The sequence below is a fragment of the Geobacillus sp. BK01 genome (genome assembly GCF_052220245.1).
In the GTDB taxonomy this organism is placed as follows: Bacteria; Bacillota; Bacilli; order Bacillales; family Anoxybacillaceae; genus Geobacillus.
In genome coordinates, this window is sequence record NZ_JBQPTH010000010.1 from 63217 (window position 1) to 89342 (window position 26126).

Annotated in this window: 30 protein-coding genes; 22 read left to right on the forward strand and 8 right to left on the reverse strand. The window is 54.1% G+C overall.

Annotated features, from left to right (window positions below):
• Window positions 1-149: 149 nt before the first annotated feature.
• The 11 genes from panB to ACTVDO_RS11750 all read left to right on the forward strand — a co-directional run bounded on the left by panB (window position 150) and on the right by ACTVDO_RS11750 (window position 10998).
• Complete coding sequence (gene panB / locus ACTVDO_RS11700) at window positions 150-989, forward strand: 3-methyl-2-oxobutanoate hydroxymethyltransferase (protein WP_020960293.1); 840 nt, start codon at window positions 150-152, stop codon at window positions 987-989.
• Window positions 986-1855 carry a pantoate--beta-alanine ligase gene (gene panC / locus ACTVDO_RS11705; protein ID WP_020960292.1) on the forward strand — a complete coding sequence of 290 codons (870 nt, stop codon included), beginning with the start codon at window positions 986-988 and terminating at the stop codon, window positions 1853-1855. Before panB ends, panC begins: the two co-directional genes overlap by 4 nt.
• Window positions 1856-1869: 14 nt before the next feature.
• The gene (panD, locus tag ACTVDO_RS11710; RefSeq protein WP_020960291.1) at window positions 1870-2253 is read left to right on the forward strand and encodes an aspartate 1-decarboxylase; all 384 of its coding nucleotides are present in this window, start codon (window positions 1870-1872) and stop codon (window positions 2251-2253) included.
• A 49-nt stretch (window positions 2254-2302) separates the two neighbouring features.
• Window positions 2303-5053, forward strand: a complete 2751-nt coding sequence (gene dinG / locus ACTVDO_RS11715) for an ATP-dependent DNA helicase DinG (RefSeq protein ID WP_020960290.1) — start codon at window positions 2303-2305, stop codon at window positions 5051-5053.
• A gap of 548 nt (window positions 5054-5601) precedes the next feature.
• The gene (locus ACTVDO_RS11720; protein ID WP_020960288.1) at window positions 5602-5772 is read left to right on the forward strand and encodes a YpmA family protein; all 171 of its coding nucleotides are present in this window, start codon (window positions 5602-5604) and stop codon (window positions 5770-5772) included.
• A gap of 5 nt (window positions 5773-5777) precedes the next feature.
• Window positions 5778-6257: a cell wall elongation regulator TseB-like domain-containing protein gene (locus ACTVDO_RS11725; RefSeq protein WP_020960287.1), complete on the forward strand. Its 480-nt coding sequence runs from the start codon at window positions 5778-5780 to the stop codon at window positions 6255-6257.
• Between the two features lie 21 nt (window positions 6258-6278).
• Entirely contained in the window at window positions 6279-7460 is a 1182-nt protein-coding gene (locus tag ACTVDO_RS11730; protein ID WP_020960286.1) for a pyridoxal phosphate-dependent aminotransferase, read from the forward strand.
• Between the two features lie 234 nt (window positions 7461-7694).
• Window positions 7695-8987 carry an asparagine--tRNA ligase gene (gene asnS / locus ACTVDO_RS11735; RefSeq protein ID WP_442901576.1) on the forward strand — a complete coding sequence of 431 codons (1293 nt, stop codon included), beginning with the start codon at window positions 7695-7697 and terminating at the stop codon, window positions 8985-8987.
• Between the two features lie 68 nt (window positions 8988-9055).
• The gene (locus tag ACTVDO_RS11740) at window positions 9056-9763 is read left to right on the forward strand and encodes a DnaD domain-containing protein (RefSeq protein ID WP_020960284.1); all 708 of its coding nucleotides are present in this window, start codon (window positions 9056-9058) and stop codon (window positions 9761-9763) included.
• Window positions 9764-9839: 76 nt separating this feature from the next.
• Window positions 9840-10511: an endonuclease III gene (gene nth, locus ACTVDO_RS11745; protein ID WP_020960283.1), complete on the forward strand. Its 672-nt coding sequence runs from the start codon at window positions 9840-9842 to the stop codon at window positions 10509-10511.
• On the forward strand, window positions 10495-10998 hold the full coding sequence (locus tag ACTVDO_RS11750; RefSeq protein WP_442901577.1) for a YpoC family protein: 504 nt from the start codon (window positions 10495-10497) through the stop codon (window positions 10996-10998). Before nth ends, ACTVDO_RS11750 begins: the two co-directional genes overlap by 17 nt.
• A 29-nt stretch (window positions 10999-11027) precedes the next feature.
• Here ACTVDO_RS11750 and ACTVDO_RS11755 read toward each other — a convergent pair whose 3' ends face one another.
• Entirely contained in the window at window positions 11028-13679 is a 2652-nt protein-coding gene (locus tag ACTVDO_RS11755; protein WP_442901578.1) for a PBP1A family penicillin-binding protein, read from the reverse strand.
• Between the two features lie 33 nt (window positions 13680-13712).
• On the reverse strand, window positions 13713-14315 hold the full coding sequence (gene recU / locus ACTVDO_RS11760) for a Holliday junction resolvase RecU (protein WP_020960279.1): 603 nt from the start codon (window positions 14313-14315) through the stop codon (window positions 13713-13715).
• 202 nt (window positions 14316-14517) lie between these two features.
• On the opposite strand from recU, the gene ACTVDO_RS11765 reads away from it, so the two are divergent.
• Both ACTVDO_RS11765 and ACTVDO_RS11770 read left to right on the forward strand, forming a co-directional pair.
• Entirely contained in the window at window positions 14518-14760 is a 243-nt protein-coding gene (locus ACTVDO_RS11765) for a hypothetical protein (RefSeq protein WP_020960278.1), read from the forward strand.
• Window positions 14761-14885: 125 nt separating this feature from the next.
• Window positions 14886-15248 carry a YppE family protein gene (locus tag ACTVDO_RS11770; protein ID WP_020960277.1) on the forward strand — a complete coding sequence of 121 codons (363 nt, stop codon included), beginning with the start codon at window positions 14886-14888 and terminating at the stop codon, window positions 15246-15248.
• Between the two features lie 71 nt (window positions 15249-15319).
• Here the strand turns inward: ACTVDO_RS11770 and ACTVDO_RS11775 are convergent, their stop codons facing one another.
• Together ACTVDO_RS11775 and ACTVDO_RS11780 are read right to left on the reverse strand one after the other, a co-directional pair.
• Window positions 15320-15490, reverse strand: coding sequence for a hypothetical protein (locus tag ACTVDO_RS11775; protein ID WP_020960276.1), 171 nt, complete (start codon window positions 15488-15490; stop codon window positions 15320-15322).
• A gap of 82 nt (window positions 15491-15572) precedes the next feature.
• Window positions 15573-15773: a YppF family protein gene (locus tag ACTVDO_RS11780; protein WP_020960275.1), complete on the reverse strand. Its 201-nt coding sequence runs from the start codon at window positions 15771-15773 to the stop codon at window positions 15573-15575.
• Between the two features lie 198 nt (window positions 15774-15971).
• Between ACTVDO_RS11780 and ACTVDO_RS11785 the strand changes: the two genes are divergently transcribed.
• Complete coding sequence (locus tag ACTVDO_RS11785; protein ID WP_020960274.1) at window positions 15972-16316, forward strand: YppG family protein; 345 nt, start codon at window positions 15972-15974, stop codon at window positions 16314-16316.
• A gap of 45 nt (window positions 16317-16361) precedes the next feature.
• On the opposite strand, the gene ACTVDO_RS11790 is transcribed toward ACTVDO_RS11785, so the two are convergent.
• Both ACTVDO_RS11790 and ACTVDO_RS11795 read right to left on the reverse strand, forming a co-directional pair.
• On the reverse strand, window positions 16362-16616 hold the full coding sequence (locus ACTVDO_RS11790) for a sigma-G-dependent sporulation-specific acid-soluble spore protein CsgA (protein ID WP_020960273.1): 255 nt from the start codon (window positions 16614-16616) through the stop codon (window positions 16362-16364).
• A complete protein-coding gene (locus ACTVDO_RS11795) occupies window positions 16616-16801 on the reverse strand; it encodes a hypothetical protein (protein ID WP_020960272.1) in 186 nt (61 codons plus the stop codon). The genes ACTVDO_RS11790 and ACTVDO_RS11795 overlap by 1 nt, the downstream gene beginning before the upstream one ends.
• Before the next feature lie 115 nt (window positions 16802-16916).
• Between ACTVDO_RS11795 and ACTVDO_RS11800 the strand changes: the two genes are divergently transcribed.
• Complete coding sequence (locus tag ACTVDO_RS11800; protein ID WP_020960271.1) at window positions 16917-17057, forward strand: hypothetical protein; 141 nt, start codon at window positions 16917-16919, stop codon at window positions 17055-17057.
• A gap of 83 nt (window positions 17058-17140) precedes the next feature.
• On the opposite strand, the gene ACTVDO_RS11805 is transcribed toward ACTVDO_RS11800, so the two are convergent.
• Window positions 17141-17605, reverse strand: coding sequence for an Hsp20/alpha crystallin family protein (locus ACTVDO_RS11805; RefSeq protein WP_020960270.1), 465 nt, complete (start codon window positions 17603-17605; stop codon window positions 17141-17143).
• A 262-nt stretch (window positions 17606-17867) separates the two neighbouring features.
• On the opposite strand from ACTVDO_RS11805, the gene ACTVDO_RS11810 reads away from it, so the two are divergent.
• The 7 genes from ACTVDO_RS11810 to ACTVDO_RS11840 all read left to right on the forward strand — a co-directional run bounded on the left by ACTVDO_RS11810 (window position 17868) and on the right by ACTVDO_RS11840 (window position 25199).
• On the forward strand, window positions 17868-17990 hold the full coding sequence (locus tag ACTVDO_RS11810; RefSeq protein WP_020960269.1) for a hypothetical protein: 123 nt from the start codon (window positions 17868-17870) through the stop codon (window positions 17988-17990).
• 206 nt (window positions 17991-18196) lie between these two features.
• The gene (locus tag ACTVDO_RS11815; RefSeq protein ID WP_020960268.1) at window positions 18197-18871 is read left to right on the forward strand and encodes a response regulator transcription factor; all 675 of its coding nucleotides are present in this window, start codon (window positions 18197-18199) and stop codon (window positions 18869-18871) included.
• Window positions 18868-20265: a HAMP domain-containing sensor histidine kinase gene (locus ACTVDO_RS11820; RefSeq protein ID WP_020960267.1), complete on the forward strand. Its 1398-nt coding sequence runs from the start codon at window positions 18868-18870 to the stop codon at window positions 20263-20265. The genes ACTVDO_RS11815 and ACTVDO_RS11820 overlap by 4 nt, the downstream gene beginning before the upstream one ends.
• Before the next feature lie 16 nt (window positions 20266-20281).
• A complete protein-coding gene (locus tag ACTVDO_RS11825; RefSeq protein WP_020960266.1) occupies window positions 20282-20437 on the forward strand; it encodes a hypothetical protein in 156 nt (51 codons plus the stop codon).
• 15 nt (window positions 20438-20452) lie between these two features.
• On the forward strand, window positions 20453-21007 hold the full coding sequence (locus ACTVDO_RS11830; protein ID WP_020960265.1) for a glycerol-3-phosphate responsive antiterminator: 555 nt from the start codon (window positions 20453-20455) through the stop codon (window positions 21005-21007).
• 199 nt (window positions 21008-21206) lie between these two features.
• Window positions 21207-22883, forward strand: coding sequence for a glycerol-3-phosphate dehydrogenase/oxidase (locus tag ACTVDO_RS11835; protein WP_442901579.1), 1677 nt, complete (start codon window positions 21207-21209; stop codon window positions 22881-22883).
• Window positions 22884-23012: 129 nt separating this feature from the next.
• Window positions 23013-25199 carry an alpha-galactosidase gene (locus ACTVDO_RS11840; protein ID WP_442901580.1) on the forward strand — a complete coding sequence of 729 codons (2187 nt, stop codon included), beginning with the start codon at window positions 23013-23015 and terminating at the stop codon, window positions 25197-25199.
• Between the two features lie 64 nt (window positions 25200-25263).
• Here ACTVDO_RS11840 and ACTVDO_RS11845 read toward each other — a convergent pair whose 3' ends face one another.
• A complete protein-coding gene (locus ACTVDO_RS11845; protein ID WP_442901581.1) occupies window positions 25264-26046 on the reverse strand; it encodes an EcsC family protein in 783 nt (260 codons plus the stop codon).
• Window positions 26047-26126 lie beyond the last annotated feature (80 nt).

The following is a 26126-nucleotide window of genomic DNA, read 5'->3' on the forward strand; positions in this document are numbered from 1 at the left end:
ATCTGCCTTGATCCTTGCCGAAGGACTAGGACAGAGGGGTGAACGAAACCGACGGAGGTTGATGGCGTCCTTCTTTCTCAAGGCGGGAAAGAAGGGCGTTTTGCTTCGGTCGCGTCATCTCCTCTGCAATTAAAGGGGAGGGAATAAAGGTGAAGACGAAAACGGATTTTTTCCGCATGAAGCAGGCGGACGAGCCCATTGTGATGGTGACCGCCTACGACTTTCCGTCGGCGAAGCTTGCTGAACAAGCTGGGGTGGATATGATTTTAGTCGGCGACTCGCTCGGCATGGTCGTGCTTGGCTACGATTCGACCATTCCGGTGACAGTCGATGATATGATCCATCATACGAAGGCAGTCCGCCGCGGCGCGCCGAGCACGTTTATCGTCACCGACATGCCGTTTATGTCGTATCACGCGTCCAAAGAGGAGGCGCTGCAAAACGCCCGGCGCATTATGCAACAATCGGGGGCAAATGCGGTCAAAGTCGAAGGGGCGGATGAAGTCGTTGAGATTATCGCTGCACTGACGAAAGCGGGCGTGCCGGTCGTTGCCCATCTGGGGCTGACGCCGCAGTCGGTCGGCGTCCTTGGCGGCTACAAAGTGCAAGGCAAAGATGCGGAAAGCGCGAAAAAGCTCATGAATGATGCGAAGCAGTGCGAGCAGGCAGGAGCGATCGGCCTCGTCCTGGAGTGTGTACCGAAGCAGCTTGCAGCTGCCATCTCCCGCGAACTTCATATTCCGGTCATCGGCATCGGGGCCGGCGCGGATGTCGACGGCCAGGTGCTCGTTTATCACGACCTGCTTGGCTACGGTGTCAGCCGTGTCCCGAAGTTTGTCAAACAATACGCCATCATTCAAGATGTCATCGTCGAGGCGTTGGCCAACTATGTCGCCGATGTCAAACTGCGCCAGTTTCCGGAGCCGGCACATGCGTTTGCGATGAAGGAAGAAGAATGGGTGGCATTATACGGAGGAAGACAATCATGATCGTCGTTGACCGCATTGCGGCGATGCAGGCGTTGATCAGCCAACACCGCCGCGAAGGAAAAACGATCGGGTTCGTCCCGACGATGGGCTATTTGCACGAAGGGCATGCCGCCCTTATCGAGCGGGCGCGTCAAGAAAATGACATCGTCGTCTTAAGCGTTTTTGTCAACCCGCTTCAGTTTGGACCGAATGAAGATTTTGCCCGCTATCCGCGCGATTTTGCCCGCGACCGGCAAATCGCCGAACAGCATGGGGTTGATGTTTTGTTTCATCCGGAGGCAGGCGAGATGTACCCGGGGCCGCTCACGGTGCAAGCTGTCGTGAAAGCGCGCACCGATGTGTTGTGCGGACGGTCAAGGCCCGGCCATTTCGACGGCGTGGCGACCGTGCTTACGAAGCTGTTTCATATCGTCATGCCTGACCGCGCCTATTTTGGGCTAAAAGACGCCCAACAAGTGGCCGTTGTCGACGGCTTGATCCGCGACTTCAACTTTCCGATCGAGCTCGTGCCGGTACCGACGGTCCGCGAGGCCGACGGGTTGGCGAAAAGTTCACGCAATGTTTATTTATCGCCGCAGGAGCGGAAGGAGGCGCCGGCGCTTTATCAAGCGCTGCGGTCGGCAGCGGCGGCTGTCGACCGCGGGGAGCGGAGCGCTGCCGCCATCCGCCGCCTTGTACGCGAGCATATTGAGGCGCATACGCATGCGGAAATCGATTATGTCGAAGTTTGTTCGTACCCGGATTTAACGCCGCTTGAAACACTTCATGGAACGGTGCTTGTCGCGGTTGCCGTCCGGTTTGCGAGCGCCCGCTTGATCGACAATATCATCCTCGAGCTGCCCAAGGCGCATAAACAAGAAGATTGAGGGGGGGATCACCCGTGTTTCGTACGCTTATGAATGCCAAAATTCACCGCGCCCGTGTAACGGAAGCCAATTTGGATTACGTCGGCAGCATTACGATCGATGAAGATATTTTAGATGCGGTCGGCATGGTCGCTAATGAAAAAGTGCAGGTGGTCAACAATAATAATGGAGCCCGTTTTGAGACGTACATCATTCCCGGCGAGCGCGGCAGCGGCGTCTTTTGCCTGAACGGCGCCGCCGCCCGCCTCGTGCAAAAAGGGGACATCATTATCGTCATTTCGTATGCGCTCGTTCCGGAAGAAAAGATCGCCGCGCATCGGCCGAAAATCGCCATTATGGACGAACACAACCGCATCGCGCAGCTCATTGCTGAAGAGCCGGCACATACGATTTTATAATGGGGCAAAAAGGGGCTTTCCGCCCCTTTTCGTTTTGAGGTGATCGTTTATGGCAATGCGCTTTGTCATTGTCGACTTAGAGACAACTGGAAACGGACCGAAAAAAGGCGACCGGATCATCCAACTTGGCATGGCGGTGGTGGAAGAAGGCTTGATCGTCGAGCGGTTTGCCAGCTTTTTTAACCCCGAACAGCCGATTCCACCGTTCGTCCAACAGCTGACGAACATTGATGAACAGACGGTTGAGGGAGCACCGCTGTTTGCCGATAAGGCAAGCGAGATCACAGCTATGATGGAGGGCGCATATTTTGTCGCCCACAACATTGATTTTGACTTGCCGTTTTTGCAAGCCGAGCTCGAACGAGCCGGGTGGCCGCCGTTTGCCGGGCCGGCGATCGATACGGTCGAACTTGCCCGCATCGTGCTGCCGACGGTCGAAAGCTATAAGCTTGGCGATTTGGCGAAGCGGCTCGGCCTCCGCCATGACCGCCCGCATCAAGCGGACAGCGATGCGGAAGTGACCGCCAAACTGTTCGTTGCCCTGCTCGATCGGTTGCGCCGTCTGCCGCTGCTGACGCTTAAGCAGCTGCGCCGCCTTGCCCGCCATTTGAAAAGCGATATTTACTCGCTTCTTGACGCCGTTATCGCCGAAAAACAGCAGGAAGCACCAACGGACCGTACGGTTGCCGTCTACCGCGGCATCGCGCTAAAAAAGCCGGCTTTCAAGCGGGACGGCGCAAAACTGGAGCCGGACGATGACGGGCAGCGTCTTCCCTCAGCCTCATTTGCCGCCTTTTATGAACAGGCGCCGCCCCTTCCGCTTCCCGGCTACAAGCGGCGTGAAGGGCAGTGGGACATGATGCAGCTTGTTTATGAGGCGCTGTCCACGTCCCAGCATGCGCTCATTGAGGCGGGGACGGGTCTTGGCAAATCGCTTGCCTACTTTATTCCGGCGGCCTTTTTTGCCTGCGAGCGACAAGAGCGGGTTGTCATCAGCACCTATACGCTCCAGCTGCAGGAGCAGCTCATCCGCCGTGACTTGCCGGTGCTGAAGCAAATTGTGCCGTTCACGCTCCGTGTCGCTGTTTTGAAAGGGAAGCAAAACTATCTTTCCCTCGACAAGTTTGCTTCATTTTTGCCTGAGCCAAGCGATACGTACGATGCGGTGCTTTTGAAATGTCAGTTGCTCGTCTGGCTGCTTGAGACAGAGACCGGCGATCTGGATGAATTGAACGTATCATCCGGCGCCCGTCTGTTGTTGTCGGCGCTCGCCATCGGCGAGGAGGAAGACGGCGGACGGCATCATTTTTTTGCGCAGGCGAAACAGCGCGCTGAACAGGCCGATATGGTCATTACAAACCATGCGTTTTTGCTTCATGATCTGACTGCCTCGACGCCGCTTCTGCCGGCATTTCGCCATCTCATCATCGATGAGGCGCACCGGCTTGAGGATGTCGCTGCCCGCTATTTTGGCGACCGGATCGACTACGTGTCATTTCGCCTGTTAACCGCCAAAATGGCACAAACGTTTACGAAATGGATGGAAGCGGGGCAAAGCGAAGGAAAAGACATCCTCGCCCGTTGCCAACAGCAGCTTGAAAAACTGCAATTTGAAGGTGATGAGCTGTTCCGTTTGTTGCGCCGCTATGCGCTGGCGAGAAAGCCGGCGCGGGCCGGACGTTGTCGTTGTCGCTTTTCACCGGCAGACGAGGGCGGGAGGATGTGGCAGGCGGCCATTGAGTTATGCTGGCGTCTGCGCGATTTGGCGGCGGCGCTGTTGGCAGAGGCCAAGCCGCTTCTGCCGGCCGCCATGACCGATGATACAACACCGTCTGCTTCGCTGGCGGCCGATCTTGCGACGTTGAATCAGCAAATGGACGCCCTTGTCCGGCTGTTGACCGAAGCAGAGCCGGAGACCGTCCGCTGGATCGAAGCCGATGAAAAAGGGGCGGCGAACGCGGTCCGGCTTTATTCGCAACCTGTCGATCTCGCGGATTTTTTTGCCGATCGGCTGTTTATAAAAAAACGGAGCGTTATTTTGACGTCCGCGACACTTGCCGTTCGCGGCCGATTCGCCTACATGTTGTCGCGTTTTGGCCTGGACGATTTTTACCCGCTCTGCCGTTCGTTTCCGGCGCCATTTCGCTATAAGGAGCAAGTGGCACTTTTTGTGCCGGCCGATATGCCGCTTGTTTCCGCTGTGCCGCTCGGAGCCTACGCCGAAGCGGCGGCCGCGGCTGTGTTGGCGATCGCCCGCCATGTTGGCCGGCGGGTGCTTGTGTTGTTCCCGTCGTATGAACTGTTGAAAATGACGGCGGAAGCGCTGAAAACCGAAGAAGCAGACGAGCCGTTTGTTTTGATCGCTCAAGGGGTGCAAAGCGGCAGTCCGGCCAAGCTCTTGCGAACATTTTTGCAGTTTGACCACGCCGTGCTGTTCGGGACGAGCAGTTTTTGGGAAGGGATTGATTTGCCGGGTTCGGCGCTCGATGCGCTTATTATCGCCCGTTTGCCGTTTGCGCCTCCGGATGATCCGGTGATGGAGGCGAAAAGTGAACGGATTCGCGCCGGCGGCGGCGACCCGTTTTACGAGTTGTCGCTCCCTGAGGCGGTGCTCCGCTTTAAACAAGGGTTCGGCCGCCTCATCCGCACCGAGCATGACAAAGGCGTCGTGTTTGTACTTGACCGCCGGTTGACCGCTGCGTCATACGGGGCCGATTTTCTCGCCTCCCTCCCGCCGCTGTCGGTATATGAAGGAACGCTTTCCGAGCTGCTTAGCATAGCCGATGCATGGCTTTCATGAAACGAGCGCTGTAAGCGGCGGGTTCATTTTAGAAAGCGGGAGGACGGCCGGACAAGGCAGAAGCTCCGTTTGGATCAGGCAAGGAAGGCAAATGGCTTTGCTTTTACCATTCTGAACCGGGAAAGCCCCCACTTTTACGCATTGCCGTTGGTGGGAGAGCGTTCAAAAAGCGGATGGCTTGTGGAAGGAGAAAGTTTCGTCGCCATCAAACAGCGCTCTCATAAATAGGAATGAAACGGTGCAATCTAAAGATGGCAACCGGCAAAAAAAAAACGCCCCGCGCGCGGCGGGGATGGAAAGAAGCAAATTTGCATTGGCGGTGTAGGCGGGCAAATTTGTTATGAAATGGTCGGACAAACCTGCTATAATAGGGAAGAAGCACAACTGCGATGGCAGCTTGCGGCCTCGCCGTTTGGCTTCGCGGGCTCGGCCGCTGAGGCGTGAAGAAGCGCAACTGAGATAATCATCTTACTGTATTTGTATTGTTGCCGGAGCCGCCGGCGTGTATAAGTAACAAAATTTGCGCCGCACAGGAGGAAGCAACGAAAATGGAAAGCAAAATTGAAGTGCTCGCCACCGTCAAAATCCAGCATTCCGAGGATTTGTACAAAATTGTCGATTGCTTGAATCGCACGTTGAAACGGAACAATTTGATGTTTGGCCTTGCCTTGGATGAAAACGACAAACGCCAGGCGGTCTTTACGATTTATCGGACGTGATCGCCATGAAAAAGTGGGGATGGCTCGCCCTGATTTTGGTTAGTTTTCTCATTTGGCAGGCGTGGTCGATTTACGGTGAGGCGATGGAGCCAAAACGGTCAATGACGGAAAAAGCGTTGGCGCGGGCGAGAGAAGCAGCCGGGCTCGTCGACGTGAAAGAAGTCTATACATATTATGGCGATGAAGCATGCACTGTATTCATCGGCCGAACGGAGCAAGGGGAAACGGACATCGTCGTCTGGGTGCCGGAAAAAGAGGGGGATATTGTCGTCAAGAGCGCGGACAGCGGCATTAGCGAAGCGGAAGCGCGCGCTATTTTGCAACGTGACCGGCGTCCGCAACAAGTGATTGATGTGACGCTTGGCATGGAAAAAGGCGTGCCTCTCTGGGAGTTGACATATATTGATGCGGAAGGAAGGTATTCATTTTATTACCTCCATTTCGCGGACGGCGCCTTCCTAAAGAGGTACAGTTTTCAACGTTGAGCAGATGAGGGGGAAGAAACGATGAAACTGGCAAAACGGGTGGCGTCGCTGACGCCATCGGCCACATTGGCCATTACGGCGAAGGCAAAAGAACTGAAAGCGGCCGGGCATGATGTGATTGGCCTTGGAGCCGGCGAACCGGATTTCAATACGCCGCAGCATATTCTTGATGCCGCCATAAAAGCGATGAACGAAGGGCATACAAAATATACGCCATCCGGTGGGCTGCCGGCGCTGAAGGCGGAAATCATCAAAAAGTTTGCCCGCGACCAAGGGCTTGAGTATGAGCCGGCGGAAGTGATTGTCTGCGTCGGGGCAAAGCACGCCCTGTACACGCTGTTCCAAGTGTTGCTCGATGAAGGCGATGAAGTGATCATTCCGACGCCGTATTGGGTGAGCTATCCGGAACAAGTGAAGCTGGCGGGCGGCGTTCCGGTTTATGTCGAAGGGCTGGAACAAAACGACTTTAAAATTACGCCGGAGCAACTCAAACAGGCGATCACGCCGCGGACGAAGGCGGTCATCATCAACTCGCCGAGCAACCCGACCGGCATGATTTATACGGCCGAAGAGTTGAAGGCGCTTGGTGAAGTGTGCCTGACGCATGGCGTACTGATCGTTTCAGACGAAATTTATGAAAAATTGATTTATGGCGGAGCGAAACATGTGTCGATCGCCGAGTTGGCGCCGGAGCTGAAAGCGCAGACGGTCATCATCAACGGCGTGTCGAAGTCGCATTCGATGACAGGATGGCGCATCGGCTATGCGGCGGGGCCGAAAGACATCATTAAGGCGATGACTGATTTGGCGAGCCATAGCACATCCAACCCGACGTCGATCGCCCAATACGCGGCCATTGCCGCCTACAGCGGTCCGGAGGAGCCGGTCGAACAAATGCGTCAGGCGTTTGAACGGCGGCTTACCATCATTTACGACAAGCTTGTGCAAATTCCAGGCTTTACGTGCGTCAAGCCGCAAGGGGCGTTTTACTTGTTCCCGAACGCCCGCAAAGCAGCCGCGATGGCCGGCTGCCGCACGGTCGATGAGTTCGTCGCCGCCCTGCTTGAGGAAGCGAAAGTCGCACTCGTGCCTGGGTCCGGGTTTGGGGCGCCGGATAACGTTCGCTTGTCATACGCCACATCGCTCGATGCATTAGAAACGGCGGTTGAACGCATCCACCGGTTTATGGAAGCGCGCGCTTAACAAGCGGCGGCTTTGCCACAAGCAAAGCCGCTTTTTCCACGCCCGCTGCGGCGGCGGTTTCGCGAGGATTTGCGGCGTTCGCCGACAGCCGCCGTTGCGGGGCGTCCGGCGCCGGTTTTTGCGGCTGTGCCCAGCCGGCCAGGAGATGGATTGCCCCTTGGCCGTTGCCGCCGTTTCGGCAGAACGGTATAATAGCGAATGATGGACGTGTCGATTATTGGAGGGAATGTGTACGTGAAAACGACGATTGCTGAAGTGAACCAACATGTAGGTCAAGAAGTGACGATCGGCGCCTGGTTGGCGAACAAGCGCTCAAGCGGAAAAATCGCCTTTTTGCAGCTGCGTGACGGAACGGGCTTTATTCAAGGCGTAGTTGAAAAGGCAAACGTCTCGGAAGAGGTCTTTCAACGCGCGAAAGCGCTGACGCAAGAAACGTCGCTGTATGTAACCGGCACGGTGCGCGTTGACGAACGATCGCCATTTGGTTATGAGCTGTCGGTTACGAACTTGGAGGTGATCGATGAAGCGGTCGATTACCCGATTACGCCAAAAGAGCACGGTGTCGAATTTTTAATGGACCATCGCCACCTTTGGCTTCGTTCCCGGCGCCAACACGCGATCATGAAAATTCGCAACGAACTCATCCGCGCGACGTACGAATTTTTTAACAACCGCGGTTTCGTTAAAGTCGATGCGCCGATTTTGACCGGCAGCGCGCCGGAAGGAACGACCGAGCTGTTCCATACGAGATATTTTGATGAGGACGCCTATTTGTCGCAAAGCGGCCAGTTGTATATGGAGGCAGCGGCGATGGCGCTCGGCAAAGTGTTTTCGTTCGGTCCGACATTCCGCGCCGAAAAGTCAAAAACGCGCCGGCATTTGATCGAATTTTGGATGGTTGAGCCCGAAATGGCGTTTTATGAGTTTGAAGACAATTTACGGCTGCAAGAAGAGTATGTTTCCCACCTCGTGCAATCGGTGCTTAGTCGCTGCCGGCTCGAGCTTGGCCGCCTTGAGCGCGACGTCGCCAAACTTGAGTTGGTCAAGCCGCCGTTTCCGCGCCTGACGTATGATGAAGCGCTCAAGCTTTTGCACGATAAAGGGTTTACTGACATCGAATGGGGTGACGACTTTGGTGCGCCGCATGAGACGGCGATTGCGGAAAGCTTTGACAAGCCCGTGTTTATCACCCATTACCCGACGTCATTAAAGCCATTTTATATGCAGCCGGATCCAAGCCGCCCGGATGTCGTGCTATGCGCTGATTTAATCGCGCCGGAAGGATACGGGGAAATTATCGGCGGTTCCGAGCGCATTCATGATTATGAACTGCTAAAGCAGCGCCTCGAGGAGCATCATTTGCCGCTTGAAGCATATGAATGGTATTTAGATTTGCGTAAATACGGTTCCGTGCCGCACTCCGGATTCGGGCTCGGCCTTGAGCGCACCGTCGCCTGGATTTGCGGTGTGGAGCATGTGCGCGAAACGATTCCGTTCCCGCGGTTGCTCAACCGTTTATATCCATAAAAAAACCCCCTGCAAAAAGGGGGTTTTTTCGCCATTGTCATGTTATACTATAGTTGAGGTGCATCGGCATGGAAAAGAAAAAGGTGGCCGAATGGTTGGCGCAAGGAAGTGTCGTCATTCCGAAACTGTTGCTGAATCATTACAAGCGGCTCGGCTTGAACGAAGGGGAGCTCGTCTTGCTTTTGCATATGCAATCATTTTTGGAAGAAGGCGTCACATTCCCGACACCGGCCGAGCTGGCTGAGAAAATGACCGTTCCGGCGGCGGAATGTATGGAGATGATGCGGCGGCTTTTGCAAAAAGGAATGGTCGCCATTGAGGAACATACGGACGAACGTGGCGTTCGCAGTGAAAAATATACACTTGAGCCGCTTTGGGAGCAGTTGGTGCACCATTTGTACGTGCAGGAAGTCAAGAACGGGCAAAGCGTCCAGCAGGAAGAAGAGGAAAGTTTGTATACGATATTTGAGCAGGAATTTGGCCGTCCGCTTTCTCCATTTGAGTGCGAAACGCTTGCGATGTGGATCGACCAAGACGGCCATGAGCCGGCCATCATCAAGGCGGCGCTGCGCGAGGCGGTGCTGTCAGGGAAATTGAATTTCCGCTACATCGACCGCATTTTGTTTGAGTGGAAAAAGAACGGCATCCGCACGATCGAGCAGGCGCACGATTACGGCAAAAAATTCCGCAAACCGAAGCCGTCCGCCCGTCCGGCGAAACAGGCGACAGGAGAATTTAAGCAGACGATTCCGTTTTTTAACTGGCTTGACCCGTAAACGAGAGCATGGTCTCTCGTTTTTGTTTGGCCAAAATGAACGGGGGATCAACCGTTGTGAAAGGAGGAGGAGGCCGGTGTTGACGAAACAGCAAATTCGCTATTGTCTCGATGAGATGGCGAACATGTTTCCGGATGCCCATTGCGAGCTTGTACACCGCAACCCGTTTGAACTGTTGATCGCGGTCGTCTTATCGGCGCAGTGCACCGATGCGCTTGTCAATAAAGTGACGAAGCGGCTATTTGAAAAATATCGGACGCCACACGACTACATCGCTGTGCCGCTTGAAGAGCTGGAGCAGGACATCCGTTCGATCGGTTTATACCGGAACAAGGCGAAAAACATTCAAAAGCTGTGCGCGATGTTAATAGAGGAGTATAACGGCGAAGTGCCGCGCGACCGCGACGAATTGATGAAGTTGCCGGGTGTAGGACGGAAGACGGCGAACGTCGTTGCCTCCGTCGCGTTTGGCGTGCCGGCCATTGCTGTTGATACGCACGTCGAGCGCGTCAGCAAACGGCTCGGCTTTTGCCGCTGGAACGACTCGGTTCTTGAGGTTGAACAAACGCTGATGAAAAAAATTCCGAAAGCGGAATGGTCGATCACCCATCACCGGATGATTTTTTTTGGCCGCTACCATTGCAAGGCGCAGGCACCCCAGTGCCCGGTATGTCCGCTTCTTCATTTATGCCGCGAAGGGAAAAAGAGGATGCGAAAGAGGGAGAACGATCGTGCGCGTGCCGACTGAATGGGCCCATCCGCTTTTTTTCCCGGACGGGCATATGCCTGACGCGCTTCCTGAGGAGCCGTTCCCGCGCCTTTTTAAGCATGTGCCGTTTTATTATGATATCGTCCCGCCCTTCCCGCCGCCATGGGAGGCGTTCGAACAGTCGCTGCCGGCGCTCATTGCTCTTTGGCATGAAGAAAAGGTGGAACTTGAGCGCTGTTTTGCCCGGCGCGACCGCCGCGCTGCCCGCGGTCCGATCGTGCGTGGGTTGGCGTATTTGCTGTCGGCGCTCTGCTGGCTGAATGGACGGCCGATGGCGAACGTTGTGGATTGGATGGATACGGTGGCGGCGCTGCCGCATAAACCGGTCAACGCCGTTGAGCGGCTGCAGTTTATTTTTGCCGGTCCCGATCGATATCTGTCATTTGTTCAGCTCAATGAACTGTTTGCCGAAACGGAGAAGCTTGCCCATAAGCAAATCGCCATAAAAAAGCGGATGGCCCGATAAAGCCATCCGCTTTTTTGAAGCAGGCGATCTCACTGGCGATTCCCATTTTTCATGCCAGCGTTGTAGCCGTTTCCTGATTGTGGATTGGTTGGCGTTGTTGGCGGCGTTGTGCCATCATCGCCATTCTCTTGGCCGGTCCCTTCGTCTCCGTCATTGCCATCGTCTCCGCCGTCATCACTGTTTTCATTATCGTTGCCGTTGTTTTGGTTGTTTCCATTGTTGCCATTGGTATTGTTACCGTTATTGTTATTTTCGTTTGTTCCGTTATTCCCGTTGCCGGCGCCGTTGTTGTCATCATCGCCAGATTCATCATCCGGCGTCGGCGGCTGTTCACCGCCAGGGATGCGGACGCTTGTGATGGCTGGCTTGCTTATCCGATCGTCTTCTTTTGCATAGACGGCGATCGTATATGAAGCGCCCGGCGTCACGTTCGTGATCGTCACGCCGACATCTTTGGTCGTGATTGTTTCCGTATGGCCTTGATCATCTTTGACGCGCACTTCAAAGATTGTATTGTCGGTCTGTTCGTTATACGACCAAGAGACGGAAATCGTGTTTGCCGCCCCGTCGTATGAGGCCGTTAAGTCTTTGACTGCCGGCAGCTCTTTCGGTTCGTCTTTGGCGACTTCCGTCGGCTGAGTGCCACGCACGAACAGTTCATACGTAATTTCGTCTGCCGGCGTATATTTGCTTGCCAGTTTCGGCGGATTCGTGCCTTTTTTAATCGGCAGCTTCACGACGCTGTCCGGTCGTTCAAATTCCCCGCTGCCGTCGTCGATCTCGGAGATAAGCGCTCTAAACAGCGAGCGTGAAATTCTTTGTTCTGTCTTGTCGAGCGATGCCGTGCTGCTTTTTTTGCTAAAGCCGGTCCAAACGGCGGCGGTATAGTTTGGCGTATAGCCGACAAACCAGCTGTCCGGCACATCGCCCTCCGATAAACCAAACTGGGCGCCGGACGGACCGTAGTTGGTCGTTCCCGTTTTGCCGGCCAGCTCAAGCCCCGGAATGTTGGCGCTTTGCCCTGTGCCGGAGCGAACGACCGATTTCAGCATATCGGTAATCATATAGGCCGTGTAGTCGTGCATGACCCGCTTCGGCTTTGGCTTCAAATCCATTTCCGTGCCATCCGGGAAGACGATTTTGGTCACGGCGTATGGCTTTGTATATACGCCGTTGTTGCCGAAGGCGCTATAGGCGCCGGCCATTTGCAACGGCGACACGTAGCGCTTGACACCGCCGATCGAGTACGCTTCCTCTACTTCGTTAAAGCCCATGCCGAGCCGGTTGGCAAACTCTTTCGCCCGTTCCTTGCCGACCGCTTGGAACGTTTTTAACGCCGGGATGTTGCGCGACCAAGTCAGCGCATAACGCATCGTCACCGGTCCGGCGTATCTCCGGTCAGCGTTGCGGATCGGCGTGCCGTCCGAATACGTGTATGGCTCGTCAACGATAATGTGCGCGGTTGACCATTTTAAATATTCAATGGCTGGCCCGTAGTCCAAAATCGGTTTAATCGCCGAACCGGGCTGGCCGACCGGCTGAATGGCGTAGTTGAAGCCGAACTCGACGTGATCGCGGTTGCGACCGCCACCTAAGGCGCGAATGGCGCCTGTTTTCGTGTCGATGAGGGCAATAGCCGACTGCAAATCTTTTTTACCAGTAAAGTATTGGTCGGAGTTTAATAGGTTTTCGACGTATGACTGCGCCTCTTGATCAAGCGTTGTGTAAATTTTCAGCCCATCTTCAAAAACGTTAACGTTCGCTTTATCGGTCACTTCTTTGATCACTTCGTCAATAAAGGCATCATACGGCACGGAGCTTTGCGGTTTTTTTCGTTCGGTAAGCATCGATTTGATCGGCACTTGTTTCGCCTTTTCCGCCTCTTCTTGGCTGATAAAGCCGTGTTTCGCCATGAGCGATAAGACGGTATCGCGCCGTTTTTTCGCCGCTTCCGGGTGGTCGTACGGATTGTACCGGTTCGGACTTTGCGGCATGCCGGCTAAGAGCGCTGCCTCGGGGAGCGTCAACTCTTTTAAATTCGTCTTGCCGAAGTAATACTCCGCCGCCCGGGCGACGCCGTAAATGCCGTCCGAATAATAAATTTTGTTCAAGTACATTTCCAAAATTTCTTGCTTTGAATACTTTTGCTCAAGCTGCAAGGCGAGCCACGCTTCCTGCGCTTTTCGCTCCAACGTTTTTTTCGACGACAGGAACGTCATTTTTACCACTTGCTGCGTGATGGTGCTGCCGCCTTCCGCTCCGAATCCTTCTTGAATATTAGCGATGACGGCGCCGGCCAGACGAACAATGTCGATGCCGTGATGTTCATAAAAGCGGGCGTCTTCGGTTGCCAACACGGCATTTTCGAGCACTTTAGGCACATCTTTATACGAAATATACGTCCGCTTGTAGCCGCCGAGTTCGGCGACTTTCTTTCCGTCCATATCGTATATGGTGGAAGAGAGCGGATCTTTGATTTTCGCCTCGTCAAGCGGAGGGGCGTCCTTGACGAAGTAGGCAAACGCCGCTACGCCGCTCGCCGCTCCGATCACAATCATAAGCAAAATCGCAATGGCGATCGTTCTCAACCACGATACTCCTTTTTTCTTTTTCCCTTTCTTTTGTTTCGCTTGTTTCGCTGCCTGCTTTCGTTCTACACGAGAACGATATTCACCAGACATAAGCAAATCCTGCCTTTCTTACAAGTTTTCACCTCAAACGGTGAAGTACACGTTTTCTACTACATTAATATAATCAATTCTCGGCTGGTAGCCAAGCGGGATGTAATGCCCGCATCGCTCGATCTCCCGCTTCGGAATGGACTTCCGCCCGCCGGCTTCCTGTTCATTCCAGCAGGCAATTAAATGGGAGGCATCAAGCAAATACGTTTCATTGAGCACAGAAAAGCGTAAAATGGCAAAGCAAATGCCGCCGTGGGCGATGACTTGCTCCATATGGCGGATTTGGTGGGCATGGAAATTTTTCAGCGGAAACGCCGTCTTGTTCTTTGTTTCCTTCGCTTCAAAGTCGATGTATTTGCCGCGATAGACGCCGTTGTAGTCCGTTGTGGACGCCTGTCGGAAGTATGCCTCTTTAATGACGGCGGCGCTCCGTTTCGGATAGTCGACGCGGACGATTTGCACCGGGGTCGGCTTTTTGTGGATGACGGCGATGCCGCGCTCCCGATAATATTCATTCGTCGCGTTTAAGTCGTCTTCGAGCGTCATGCCGCGGTTGGCATAATCGGCCGCCCGTTGGCGCGCCGTGTTTGGTCTGTTTCCGCGATACTCTTTTCCGCCCGGGTATTTGAGTGCCATCGCGTTCATCTCCTTTGAATGGTTTTTATTATACCATACGCTTAAGCAATATGCGCCCTTTTTCTTTTCCGACGGGGAGTTGTCGAATTGCGGCTGCTCCCCGCTTTCTTTGCCGAATCCGTTCTACTTTTGTCGCTGCGGCAGGGAGTTGTTCCCTTCGCCGCGAATGGAATATCATCATGCCAGAAATGGGGGAGAAGGAATGGAGAAACGGCTGATCAAAAAAGAAGAAATTGAAAAGCAGCTTCAGGAAATTGTTACGCTCATTGAGCAAGTGGATGCCAAAATGGAAAAAGTGATTGCCGATGTGATTGAAGAGCGTTATGTCCAGAACAAGGAGCAGCTCGGACATCTTGAGGGGCGGATCGCCGGCGTAGAACAGCGGTTCGGTGAGGGGAAAGAAGCAGTCGAGCTGCCGTTTTCATCCAAACTGTATTTGGTGTAAAACCGGCCGATATGATATGATGAAACATATACAAACAGCGGCAAACGGCCGGCGAATATTCCGGATCCATAGTTGCATGGAACGTCGTTCAAACTGAGTTCATCGATATACGCAAGGGGGGCGCCATGGAAGAAGAGCTTAAAGCGCTGACGGAACAGCTTCACGAGTACAATGAGCGGCTGCTGGCGATCGCCCGGCGCACCCGCGAGCGGGACGAGGAGCCGGATTTTTTTGCGGAAGTCAAACCGCTCGCGGAGGAAGTGCAGGCGGCAGCCGAACGGTGGCAAGAGGCCGCTTTCCGCTGGATTCACCAAGCGCAGCCGAAATATGTTCACAAGCGGCAAATAGAGGCTGCGGTCGATCATATGGCCAAACTGAGCGTTGAAGCATTTTATCCATCCGTTCCCGCCCGCCGCGTCAAACAATACAGCCAAGCGGTCGCTTACACGCTGGCACTTGTCAAGGAGAGGCTTGGTGAGACAACTTAGGCGGGAAAGAATCGCGCTTTGCCTTGAAACCGAAAAGCTGTCCCCTTTGCCGAGGGAGACAGCTTTTTCTTTTACGTATCTTTTCCTGTTGTGATCGAGACGGGGCCGCCCTCCGCGGTAGCGGTGGTGTTGATCTCATATTCGACCCGTTCGGTATGTTTCGGCGGCACTGGTTGGCCATGTTTCGGTTTTTCGTGGTCATGGCCTTTTCGCTTATGGTTGAAATGCACGCCTCGGCCCATTGCCCAACACCCCCTTTCTATTACGATGGGGCGTTTGGGTGGGAAATATGCAAAAAAAAGAAGGGAAAAGCTCCCTTGAGGTCTAAAGTCCGGCGTATTCTCCTGCTTCATCCGGTTGACAGGCGCCGGCTTTTTCAAGTTCACGCACTAGGTCGCGGTACTCAGCGAGCGAAACCTCCCCGCGCAAATAAAGGCGGCGGGCAAAATCGAGCAGTTCGTTTGCCTCAGCCGGTTCACAATGTTTGACCGCCATGAACTTATGTTTCAATTCAGTGATGCTCATAGATGCTTTTCCCCCTTCCCCTTTTTTACATCGTACCATGAAAATAAGGGGGAAAATCGATTTCCGAAAATTAAAACTTCCGACAAGAGGTGACATGTCCGTGCGCACGCCGCCGGGTATTTACACATATACTAGTGGCAGCCTATCCCCGTTGCCTGCAATGGGGAAATCGACGATCAAAAATGGGGGAGAACGATCATGTACCGTTATCCGCGCCCGGTTTCGCCGCCGTCCTTCCATGGGCCATACAGCCTAGGGGGGCAGTGGCCTTATTTCGACTATTGGTCTTCATACGTTCCGTCCGCGACGGTTTATTGGCCTCACGCTTCGCCACCCCATGCCGCTATGCCTTCGCACCCGATGCCGTATCCGAAGCCGGGGCCGCTGTTGCCGCCGCCGCGCCCGTCCTTTCTCGCCCAGTTTAAAAACAGCGACGGGACGTATGATATCAACAAAATGATGAACACGATGGGACAGATGATCAATACGGTCAATCAAGTGAACGGCATGTTAAAAGGGCTGCTCAACACGTTTCAAAAATGAGAAAGCTCGCTCCCCTGCTCTGTCGGGGGAGCGGCTTTCGCATCGTTACGTGAGCAGTTCGTACACTTCGTTCAGCTGATAGACGCGTTCGTAATCGCGCTCGTCCATCGCATAACGGATTTCATGGGGCAAAATGCGGTCCAAAAAAGCACTTTCTTCTTGCGATAAGTCGCGGACAAACTCCCCCTCGCCCTGATACGGTTTACTGATTAGCTTTTGGTAGATGCGTTTTGGTGTGTCATCGTGATGATCCAAGTAGTTGGACAAAATTTCCCGCAAATAAGCGAGCGTTTGTTCCATCAAGGTTCGCCTCCTTCAAAAAAAGAAGCAAACGTTCGGCTGACGTTTGTTTTGCCTTCTGCATACGGGTTTTCTTCCGTCACGCGGTCTGGATCGAGCTTCGTTTTGATGACAAGCCGCGGCTCATCGGACGGCTCATTGATCAGCCGGTCGTTCAGCTGTTTAAAATCGGGCAGTTTCGCCATTCATTTTGCACCTCCTACCCGTAGCGTAGCTTACCAAGGGGAAAAGTATGTATCCCTCGTTTATGCTGCGGAAAAACGCGCAACCTAATGGCAAACGGCAAGGGGGTGATCAACGGTGACGAACCGCAACGACAACCGGAAACGGAAAAATAAATACCCAAACAACCGCGAAGAAATTGCCAAAGAGTGGGACATCCAAAAAGATCCGACGCCAGAAAACAACAACCGATACGGAAGCCCATCGCACAAACAATAGAAGCCCGATAGGAAAAAAGCCGCTCCCGACATGGGGAACGGCCTTTTTGATGGCTTGGATGAACGGAAGGTGCTCCTTTGTATTTAGTCGATATCGATGTATTTCCGCTTTTGCGGCAGACGAATGACGAGTGCACCGTTTTGGAACGAAGCTTTCACTTCGTGTTCGGCTACCGGATATGGAAACGGAATCATCCTCGTCACGCGCCGCCGCTGCTGGCGCCGCTCGTATACATGGCCGCTGTCGTCCGACGATTCGATCGTTTCATGGTGATCGATGACAAGCTGCAGCCCATCTTCATGCCACTGCAAGCTAATTTGGTCCCGCTTGATGTCCGGCAGGCGGACGATGATTTGATAGTCGCGCTTCGTTTCTTTCACCTCGATCGGGATATACGCCGCAGCAAATGTTTGCGCGAAGTAGTCATCAAGCGTTTCAAACAATTTTTGCAGCGGCCGTTCATCAAACCATTGGTTTACCATTTTCCGCAAATGATGGAACGGGTGATCCCCTCCCTCGCCAGCCGGTGGCTGAAACGATCCGTTCATTGCGCTCCCCCTCTTTCCGTTTGTGAAGTGGCAAGTTTCCTCCGGCTGCCTGTAGTTCCGATCGCCTGAATGGCTGGCAGCTACGGAGGCGATCCGATTCATTGTCAATGTATGTACGGACGGCGAGAAAAGTCACTTTCCGCATTTTTTAGCGTTTTTTCATGCGGTTTTAACCCGGTTGGAATATAATGACACCACTTTCCATGACCATGCGCACAAATGACGCTGCCGGCCAACAGGCAGTGGGAAGGGAGAGGGCGTGATGCATTGGATTCATTGGTTAGTGATGCTGTTTTTTTCTGGAACGGCTGTATCGCTTCTTTCTTATCAAGCGTTTGAAATTGTTCAGGCAATTGTGGACTGGTTTGTGGACCGCCACTCGTGAGCGGCGGCCGGACGGCTGCCGCTCGATATGCGGGAGCTTACGGATCTGGCGGGGCGGGAGCGGCCGGTGGCGCCCGGTTTTCGTCGCCGGCCGCCCTGTTGGTGATTGGCTTTTACGTTGTCTGTAGTAAAATGAAAGTGGGAAACGGCACAAGGCGGGTTCTTGGCCCGATAGAGGAAAGGCATGCAAGAGAGGGGACATAACCAATGAATGGAAGGATTTTATTGATTGAAGATGAGGCCGGCTTGGCCCGGTTTTTAGAGCTTGATTTAACACATGAAGGGTTTGATGTGCACGTGTGCAGCGACGGTCGTGAAGGGGTGGAGCTTGCCCTTGCCGAACCGTGGGATTTGATTTTGCTTGATGTCATGCTGCCGCGCTTAAACGGGATGGAAGTATGCCGCCGCATCCGGGCGGCCAAATCAACGCCGATTATCATGATCACCGCACGCGACAGCGTATTTGACCGTGTCATGGGACTTGACAACGGAGCGGATGACTATATTGTCAAGCCGTTTGCCATTGAAGAGCTGTTTGCCCGCATCCGCGCCTTATTCCGCCGCGTTCACCCTGAATCGGATGGGCAAGTGTTGGCGTTTAAAGATCTAGTCGTTGACACGCAGGCGCGCACGGTGAAAAAAGGGGATGAGTTGATCGAGCTGACGAAACGTGAATACGACTTGCTTGTTGCTTTCATGCAAAATATCAACGTCGTCTTGACGCGCGATGTGCTGCTTGATAAAGTGTGGGGGTTTGACACCGAAGTGGAGACGAACGTTGTGGATGTTTATGTCCGCTATTTGCGGCAAAAGCTCGATAAGCACGATAAGGAGCGGTATATCCAAACGGTGCGCGGCGCCGGATATGTGATGCGGCCATGAAGCGCTTCCGCATCCGCAGGCTTTCGCTGAAAGGGAAGCTGACCGTTTTGTCTGCCGGGGCGATTTTTATTACGTACTTTGTTTTTACCTTTTTGCAATACCATATTGTCAAGCAATGGCTGCTGAACGAAGAGGAAAAAACAATGGAACAAACGGTGGCGGAAATTGAAACATATTACGCAGAAAAACGTAATGTATCATGGGAAGATATTCGCCGCAGCCGTTCGTTTTTGGAAAAGTTGAATGAGCGCTATCAGCTCATTCGTGTTACCGACCACGACGGAAACGTCGTCGTCTCCGTTTCCAATGGCGCTGCGGTGTCGCTGTTGCCGGGAGGCGTGCCCGACAAGCTGAAAATGGATGAGCACTTCGTCAACAACGAACGGTTTTTGCTGCTTCGTCAACCGCTTCATATTGGAAATTTGCGCGGGACGATTGAAATTGCCCGCCGGCTGACGAAATTCCAACAGGTGACGAACACTTTGTTTGCCATCATGACAGTGATCGGGGTGGTGGCTATGGCAGCGAGCGCACTCGCCGGACGGCTTGTGGCGCAAAGCTTCATCCGGCCGCTGAAAACGTTGGCGCAAACGATGGCGGCCATCAAAAACAACGGGCTGAAGCAGCGCATCGATGTGCCTTCGGCGCGTGATGAAATCGCCGAGCTCATGCTTATGTTCAACAACATGATGGATGACATTGAACGCTCATTCGCCATGCAGCGGCAGTTTGTCGAAGATGCATCCCACGAACTGCGTACACCGCTCGCCATTTTACAAGGACATCTTTCGTTGCTGCAGCGATGGGGCAAACATAATCGTGATATTTTGGAAGAATCGCTCGAGGCGGCGACGAAAGAGGCGGAACGGTTGAAGCGGCTCGTCCTTGAGCTTCTTGACTTGTCGCGGGCTGAAGCGATTACAGTCCCGAAAGAAGTGACGCCGGTCAATGCCGTTGCTGCCATCGGACAAGTAGTGGAAAATTTCCGCGTATTGCACCCGGATTTTGAATTTATTGTCGATCGGCCGGAAAGGGCGCCGGCGCGTGTGGCGATTGCAAAACATCATTTTGAACAATTGCTGTTCATTTTGCTTGACAATGCGGTAAAATATTCTCAGCACGTTAAAAAAATCGCTCTTTCATTGCGTGAGGAAGGATCGTTTGTGACGGTCGCCGTCCGCGATTATGGCATCGGCATTCCGCAAGAAGAGCTGCAAAACGTTTTTTTGCGCTTTTATCGCGTCGACAAGGCGCGCAGCCGCGAACAAGGCGGCGCTGGACTCGGACTTTCGATCGCCAAGGAAATGATCGATAAATACGGTGGGCACATTATGATGGAAAGCGAAGTCGGCCGGGGAACAACGGTTAAGCTCGCCATTCCGAAAGCGGAATAGGAGAGGAGTTGAGACAATGGGGCATCTTCATGAAGAAGAGACAGCGGGCAAAAAAGCGATTCACCATGTCGTCGAGAAGTTCCGCAAACGCGGGGTGAAAATTGCGACATGCAAACCGCGGACAATGATGTCGCTGTCATGCTTAGACGACGTCGACAAAATGAGAGGATAAACCGGGGAGAACGCAATGGAGACGAGACAACAAATTATTCCGGCCATGAAAACGATGAAGCAATTTGATGCCTTTTTGGCGAGCGGTTATCAAGTCGGGGTGCTGCTTGAAGTACATGTCGCCCAATTAAAAAGTGTCTTTGCTTATGCACGCCGGCACGGCAAGCAGCTCATTGTCCACGCCGACTTGGTGCAAGGGCTGAGCCATGATGAGCATGCTGCGGAATATCTTTGCCAAGAGTTCCGTCCGCATGGACTCATTTCGACGAAGGCGGGCATCATTATGAAGGCGCGGCAAAAACATGTACTCGCCGTGCAGCGCATCTTTTTGCTCGATTCGCACGCGTTGGAGAAAAGCTATCAGCTGATCGCCAAAACGAACCCCGATTCCATTGAAGTCATCCCGGGGGCGATGCCGCACATCATCCGTGAAGTGAAAGAGCGGACCGGAAAGCCGATTTACGCCGGCGGCCTCATCCGCACCCCGGACGATGTCGAGCGGGCGTTAGAAGCCGGCGCAGCAGCGGTGACGACGTCCAATGAAACGTTATGGCGCCACTATGATCGCTAGCCTTGGTGCAGCGAAATGCATTTCGCAAATGATTTCGCCTTCATTGGAGTAGCCAAATCAGCATTAGTCTGTTATAATGAACTTAACAAGTTAATCATCAGTCAGGAGACATGGAGAGACCATGCATGCATGGTAGGCGAGATGCTTATCGTGTTTGTCATGGTCTCTTTTTGTCTTTTTCACACAGGAGGGAATGTTCATGGCATTTTCAAGCAAGCAGCGGAGCGATATTTTTCAGGCGATGAGCGGAAAACGATACGATCTTCTGATTGTCGGCGGGGGGATCACCGGCGCCGGCATCGCCCTTGACGCCGCCTCGCGCGGCATGACCGTGGCGCTTGTGGAAATGCAAGACTTTGCGGCCGGGACATCGAGCCGCTCAACGAAGCTTGTCCACGGGGGATTGCGCTATTTGAAGCAGTTCGAAGTGAAAATGGTCGCCGAAGTCGGGCGCGAACGGGCGATCGTCTATGAAAACGGCCCGCACGTCACGACGCCGGAATGGATGCTGCTGCCGATTTATCGCGATGGGACGTTCGGCAAATGGAGCACATCGGTCGGACTCTGGCTGTACGACCGATTGGCCGGGGTCAAACGGAGCGAACGGCGGACGATGCTCACCGCCAAGCAGGCGCTGGCCAAAGAGCCGCTGTTGAAGCGGGACGGCTTACTCGGCGGCGGCTATTACGTTGAATACCGGACCGACGACGCCCGCTTGACGATCGAAGTGATCAAAAAAGCGGCTGAACTTGGCGCCGATGTCATCAACTATACAAAAGCGGAACAGTTTTTATACGACGAACGCGGCCGCATCATTGGCGCCCGCTGCCGCGACATGCTCGGCGGCCTTTCATACGACATCCGTGCCAAAAAGGTCGTGAACGCCGCCGGACCGTGGGTCGATGCCGTCCGCGACCAAGACGGCTCAAAAACGGGCAAGCGGCTCCGGCTCACAAAAGGCGTCCATATCGTCATCGATCAAAAGCGGTTTCCGCTGAACCAAGCGATTTATTTTGATACGCCGGACGGCCGGATGGTGTTTGCCATTCCGCGCGACGGAAAAACGTACGTCGGCACGACCGACACGTTTTACGACGACGACCCGGCCCATCCGGCGATGACGGAGGAAGACCGCGACTATTTATTGAAAGCGATCCGGTTCATGTTCCCAGCGGTCGGCATCACCGCCGCCGATGTCGAGTCGAGCTGGGCTGGCGTCCGCCCGCTTATTTATGAAGAAGGGAAAGACCCGTCGGAGATTTCCCGCAAAGACGAAATTTGGACATCGCCGACCGGCCTCATCACGATCGCCGGCGGCAAACTGACCGGCTACCGGAAAATGGCGGAAACTGTCGTTGACCTCGTCGCCAAACAATTGGAAAAAGAAGAGGGAAAAACGTTCCGCCCGTGCCAAACGAAGCAGCTGCCAATTTCCGGAGGCGACATCGGCGGCTCGCACCGGCTGCCGGCCTTCACCGCCGAAAAAGCGAAAGAAGCGGCGCGCTATGGCCTGACAGAAGAACAAGGGGCGCGGCTGGCAAAACAGTACGGCACGAATGTCGACCGCCTCTTTGCCTTAAGCAGCCAGTACGACCGTTCAACAGGCTTAATGCGCGAAACGTTCGTCCGCCTCGTCTACGCCATCGAGGAAGAAATGGCCGCCAAACCGACGGATTACTTCATCCGCCGCACCGGCGCGCTGTTGTTTGACATCGACGCCGTCCGGCGGGAAAAAGAAGCCGTTATGGCCTTTATGGCGCGGTACTTGCATTGGACGAAGGAAGAGCGCGACATCTATGCGAAAGAGCTCGACCGGGAGCTGCGGCAGGCAACGTTGGCGACAGGGGGCGACGATCGACAGATCATCAATCAATAAAACCGGAAACAGCAACACCTCGGCAAGAAAGCGGATGAAAAAGCGCCCATGTTTGGGCGCTTTTTTGATAGATTTTTTCGTAAAAATTAAGTAAAATTGTTTGTACAATGGTGAAAGAGAGGGAGTAGGATGACAATTACATACAATCCGCAAAAGAAGCAGTTCCATTTACAGACAGGCGGGTCGAGTTACGTGATGCAACTCGTCCGCTCCGGCTATTTGGCGCATGTCTATTGGGGAAAAACAGTGCGCGCTGTTCGGGGCGCAGGGGCATTTTCGCGGCTAGATCGCGCGTTTTCCCCCAACCCTGACCCATCCGACCGCACGTTTTCGCTCGATACGCTGCCGCAAGAATATCCAGCCTATGGGAATACCGACTTCCGCGCTCCGGCGTATCAAGTGCAACTGGAAAACGGCTCGACGGTAACGGATTTGCGCTACAAAACGCATCGCATTTTCAAGGGGAAGCCAAAGCTTGATGGGCTGCCGGCGACGTATGTTGAGCACGAACAAGAAGCGGAGACACTTGAAATTGTCCTTGAAGATAAGCTGATTGGCCTAGAGGTCACGTTGCAGTATACAGCGTATGAAAAGTGGAACGTCATCACGCGCGCAGCCCGTTTCGAAAACAAGGGGCGTGAACGTTTAAAGCTGTTGCGGGCGTTAAGCATGAGCGTCGATTTCCCGTCTGCCGATTATGACTGGATCCATCTTCCCGGGGCGTGGGGGCGCGAGCGCTGGATCGAGCGCCGCCCGCTTGTGACCGGTGTGCAAGCGGCCGAAAGCCGCCGCGGTGCGAGCAGCCACCAACAAAATCCGTTTATCGCGCTCGCTGCCAAAAACGCTGATGAGCACCAAGGAGACGTGTATGGGTTCAGCCTTGTGTACAGCGGCAGTTTCCTTGCCCAAATTGAGGTCGACCAATTCCATACAGCCCGCGTGTCGATGGGCATCAATCCGTTTGATTTCACATGGCTGCTTCAGCCGGGAGAGTCGTTCCAAACGCCGGAAGTCGTTATGGTCTACTCCGATCAAGGGTTAAACGGAATGTCGCAAACGTACCACGAATTGTACCGCACCCGCCTGGCGCGCGGCGCATTTCGCGACCGGGAACGTCCGATTTTGATTAATAACTGGGAAGCGACGTACTTTGATTTCAATGAAGAAAAGATCATGGATATCGCCAAAACGGCGGCGCAACTGGGCATCGAACTGTTTGTGCTTGACGACGGCTGGTTTGGCGAACGCGACGACGACCGCCGGTCACTCGGCGATTGGACCGTCAACCGGCGCAAGCTTCCAAACGGCTTGGGCGGGTTGGCGAAACAAGTGAACGAACTCGGGCTGCAGTTCGGCTTATGGATTGAGCCGGAAATGGTGTCGCCAAACAGCGAGCTGTACCGGAAACATCCCGACTGGTGTCTCCATGTGCCGAACCGCCCGCGCTCTGAAGGACGGAACCAGCTTGTGCTCGATTATTCCCGCCAAGACGTGTGCGACTATATGATTGAAACGATCTCGAACGTGCTTGCGAGCGCCCCCATCACTTATGTGAAATGGGACATGAACCGCCATATGACGGAAATTGGCTCCTCCGCCCTGCCGCCCGAGCGCCAGCGCGAAACGGCGCACCGCTATATGCTTGGGCTCTATCGCGTGATGGACGAGATCACCTCGCGCTTTCCGCACATTTTGTTTGAAAGCTGCTCCGGAGGCGGAGGGCGGTTTGACCCGGGGATTCTCTATTATATGCCGCAAACATGGACGAGCGACAACACTGACGCTGTCTCGCGCCTGAAAATCCAGTACGGTACAAGCCTCGTTTACCCAGTGAGCGCCATGGGCGCCCACGTCTCGGCCGTGCCGAACCACCAAGTCGGGCGGGTGACGTCCCTCAAGACGCGCGGCCATGTGGCGATGTCAGGCAACTTCGGCTATGAGCTCAATATCACGAAATTGACGGAAACAGAAAAACAAATCATTAAGGAACAAGTCGCGTTTTACAAAGATGTGCGCCGCCTCGTCCAGTTCGGCACGTTTTATCGGCTGCTCAGCCCGTTTGAAGGCAACGAGGCGGCGTGGATGTTCGTCTCGGAAGATCAGTCGGAAGCGCTCGTCGCCTACTTCCGTGTTCTGGCGGAAGCGAACGCGCCGCTGTCATACTTGCGGCTCAAAGGGCTTGACCCGAATCAAGACTATGAAATCGAAGGCCTTGGCGTCTACGGCGGCGACGAGCTGATGTATGCCGGAGTGGCGGTGCCGCACCGCTTGGGCGATTTTATCAGCATGATGTGGCGATTGAAAGCTGTTCGATGATAGGGGGAATGATGCGGCCTGAGCGGATGCATCAGGGCGAAACAAACAAATTGAACCCGGCATGTTAGATGCCGGGTTCAAACTGTTTAAGCTTCTCGATAATGCGCCGCTTCCGATAAAGCATCTTCCCGGTTTCGGCGATGTCTTCCATAAACGATTTGTTAAACAGTGAACCGAACACGACCCCGATGATCGGCACGGCTTGAAACAGCTTTTTCCATCCGTATTGGTCGCGGAACGTCATCATCACTTCCCGCCATCCTTGCAGCTCGGAAAAGACGTGACTGCGCGTTTCGGAAAACGACGCAAGTTCCTCTAAAATCGCTTTTTTTCCGACGATGTCCGCGGCCGCAAACTGCAGGCATTTGACGACGAACACGCGCTCTTCTTTTTCCTTCGGGTCATATCCGTACACGATGGCGATCTCTTGCAGCGTTTTCAGCGCCAACCCAAGCAGCGCCGGAATGTCCAAGGCCAGCGTCAGCGCCCCGCCGACCCCGGTCGCCGCCCCTTGCAGCTGGGCGAACGTGACGCGCGCCTCAATCAATTCGTCGCAAACGCGATCCATCGTCTCAAGCGACAAGTGCGGCACTTCAGCAAGCGAAGTAACGCCAAGCCGCTCGAGCACGCTCTCTTGTTTCACCAAATAGTGCCCTCCGCTTTGAATATAGCTGCCCAACTCATCAAGCAACTGCCCGAGTTTTCGATGGACGGCTTTTGGCGTCAGCTTATCAAGCACTTGAAACGGCAAGCGGCCGAGCTTTTCCCAAAACCATAGGTCTTTTTGCGAGTGTTCCCAGTGGGTGATGGTTTGGAGTTCTTGTTTCAACATCTGTCGCGTTTCCATCTCCGCTCCGCCTCCTTCCTATATTAAGGTGAATAAATGTTCAAACGATTATACGTATTAAAAAAGATTTCGTTTCGCCG

Excerpts from the sequence above, each read along its gene's own strand:
- panC (WP_020960292.1), top strand. The coding sequence starts at position 986 with ATGATCGTCGTTGACCGCATTGCGGCGATGCAGGCGTTGATCAGCCAA.
- dinG (WP_020960290.1), top strand. The coding sequence starts at position 2,303 with ATGGCAATGCGCTTTGTCATTGTCGACTTAGAGACAACTGGAAACGGA.
- ACTVDO_RS11720 (WP_020960288.1), top strand. The coding sequence starts at position 5,602 with ATGGAAAGCAAAATTGAAGTGCTCGCCACCGTCAAAATCCAGCATTCC.
- ACTVDO_RS11725 (WP_020960287.1), top strand. The coding sequence starts at position 5,778 with ATGAAAAAGTGGGGATGGCTCGCCCTGATTTTGGTTAGTTTTCTCATT.
- ACTVDO_RS11730 (WP_020960286.1), top strand. The coding sequence starts at position 6,279 with ATGAAACTGGCAAAACGGGTGGCGTCGCTGACGCCATCGGCCACATTG.
- ACTVDO_RS11740 (WP_020960284.1), top strand. The coding sequence starts at position 9,056 with ATGGAAAAGAAAAAGGTGGCCGAATGGTTGGCGCAAGGAAGTGTCGTC.
- ACTVDO_RS11755 (WP_442901578.1), bottom strand. The coding sequence starts at position 13,679 with ATGTCTGGTGAATATCGTTCTCGTGTAGAACGAAAGCAGGCAGCGAAA.
- recU (WP_020960279.1), bottom strand. The coding sequence starts at position 14,315 with ATGGCACTCAAATACCCGGGCGGAAAAGAGTATCGCGGAAACAGACCA.
- ACTVDO_RS11765 (WP_020960278.1), top strand. The coding sequence starts at position 14,518 with ATGGAGAAACGGCTGATCAAAAAAGAAGAAATTGAAAAGCAGCTTCAG.
- ACTVDO_RS11770 (WP_020960277.1), top strand. The coding sequence starts at position 14,886 with ATGGAAGAAGAGCTTAAAGCGCTGACGGAACAGCTTCACGAGTACAAT.
- ACTVDO_RS11775 (WP_020960276.1), bottom strand. The coding sequence starts at position 15,490 with ATGGGCCGAGGCGTGCATTTCAACCATAAGCGAAAAGGCCATGACCAC.
- ACTVDO_RS11780 (WP_020960275.1), bottom strand. The coding sequence starts at position 15,773 with ATGAGCATCACTGAATTGAAACATAAGTTCATGGCGGTCAAACATTGT.
- ACTVDO_RS11785 (WP_020960274.1), top strand. The coding sequence starts at position 15,972 with ATGTACCGTTATCCGCGCCCGGTTTCGCCGCCGTCCTTCCATGGGCCA.
- ACTVDO_RS11790 (WP_020960273.1), bottom strand. The coding sequence starts at position 16,616 with ATGGAACAAACGCTCGCTTATTTGCGGGAAATTTTGTCCAACTACTTG.
- ACTVDO_RS11795 (WP_020960272.1), bottom strand. The coding sequence starts at position 16,801 with ATGGCGAAACTGCCCGATTTTAAACAGCTGAACGACCGGCTGATCAAT.
- ACTVDO_RS11805 (WP_020960270.1), bottom strand. The coding sequence starts at position 17,605 with ATGAACGGATCGTTTCAGCCACCGGCTGGCGAGGGAGGGGATCACCCG.
- ACTVDO_RS11810 (WP_020960269.1), top strand. The coding sequence starts at position 17,868 with ATGCATTGGATTCATTGGTTAGTGATGCTGTTTTTTTCTGGAACGGCT.
- ACTVDO_RS11815 (WP_020960268.1), top strand. The coding sequence starts at position 18,197 with ATGAATGGAAGGATTTTATTGATTGAAGATGAGGCCGGCTTGGCCCGG.
- ACTVDO_RS11820 (WP_020960267.1), top strand. The coding sequence starts at position 18,868 with ATGAAGCGCTTCCGCATCCGCAGGCTTTCGCTGAAAGGGAAGCTGACC.
- ACTVDO_RS11825 (WP_020960266.1), top strand. The coding sequence starts at position 20,282 with ATGGGGCATCTTCATGAAGAAGAGACAGCGGGCAAAAAAGCGATTCAC.
- ACTVDO_RS11830 (WP_020960265.1), top strand. The coding sequence starts at position 20,453 with ATGGAGACGAGACAACAAATTATTCCGGCCATGAAAACGATGAAGCAA.
- ACTVDO_RS11835 (WP_442901579.1), top strand. The coding sequence starts at position 21,207 with ATGGCATTTTCAAGCAAGCAGCGGAGCGATATTTTTCAGGCGATGAGC.
- ACTVDO_RS11840 (WP_442901580.1), top strand. The coding sequence starts at position 23,013 with ATGACAATTACATACAATCCGCAAAAGAAGCAGTTCCATTTACAGACA.
- ACTVDO_RS11845 (WP_442901581.1), bottom strand. The coding sequence starts at position 26,046 with ATGGAAACGCGACAGATGTTGAAACAAGAACTCCAAACCATCACCCAC.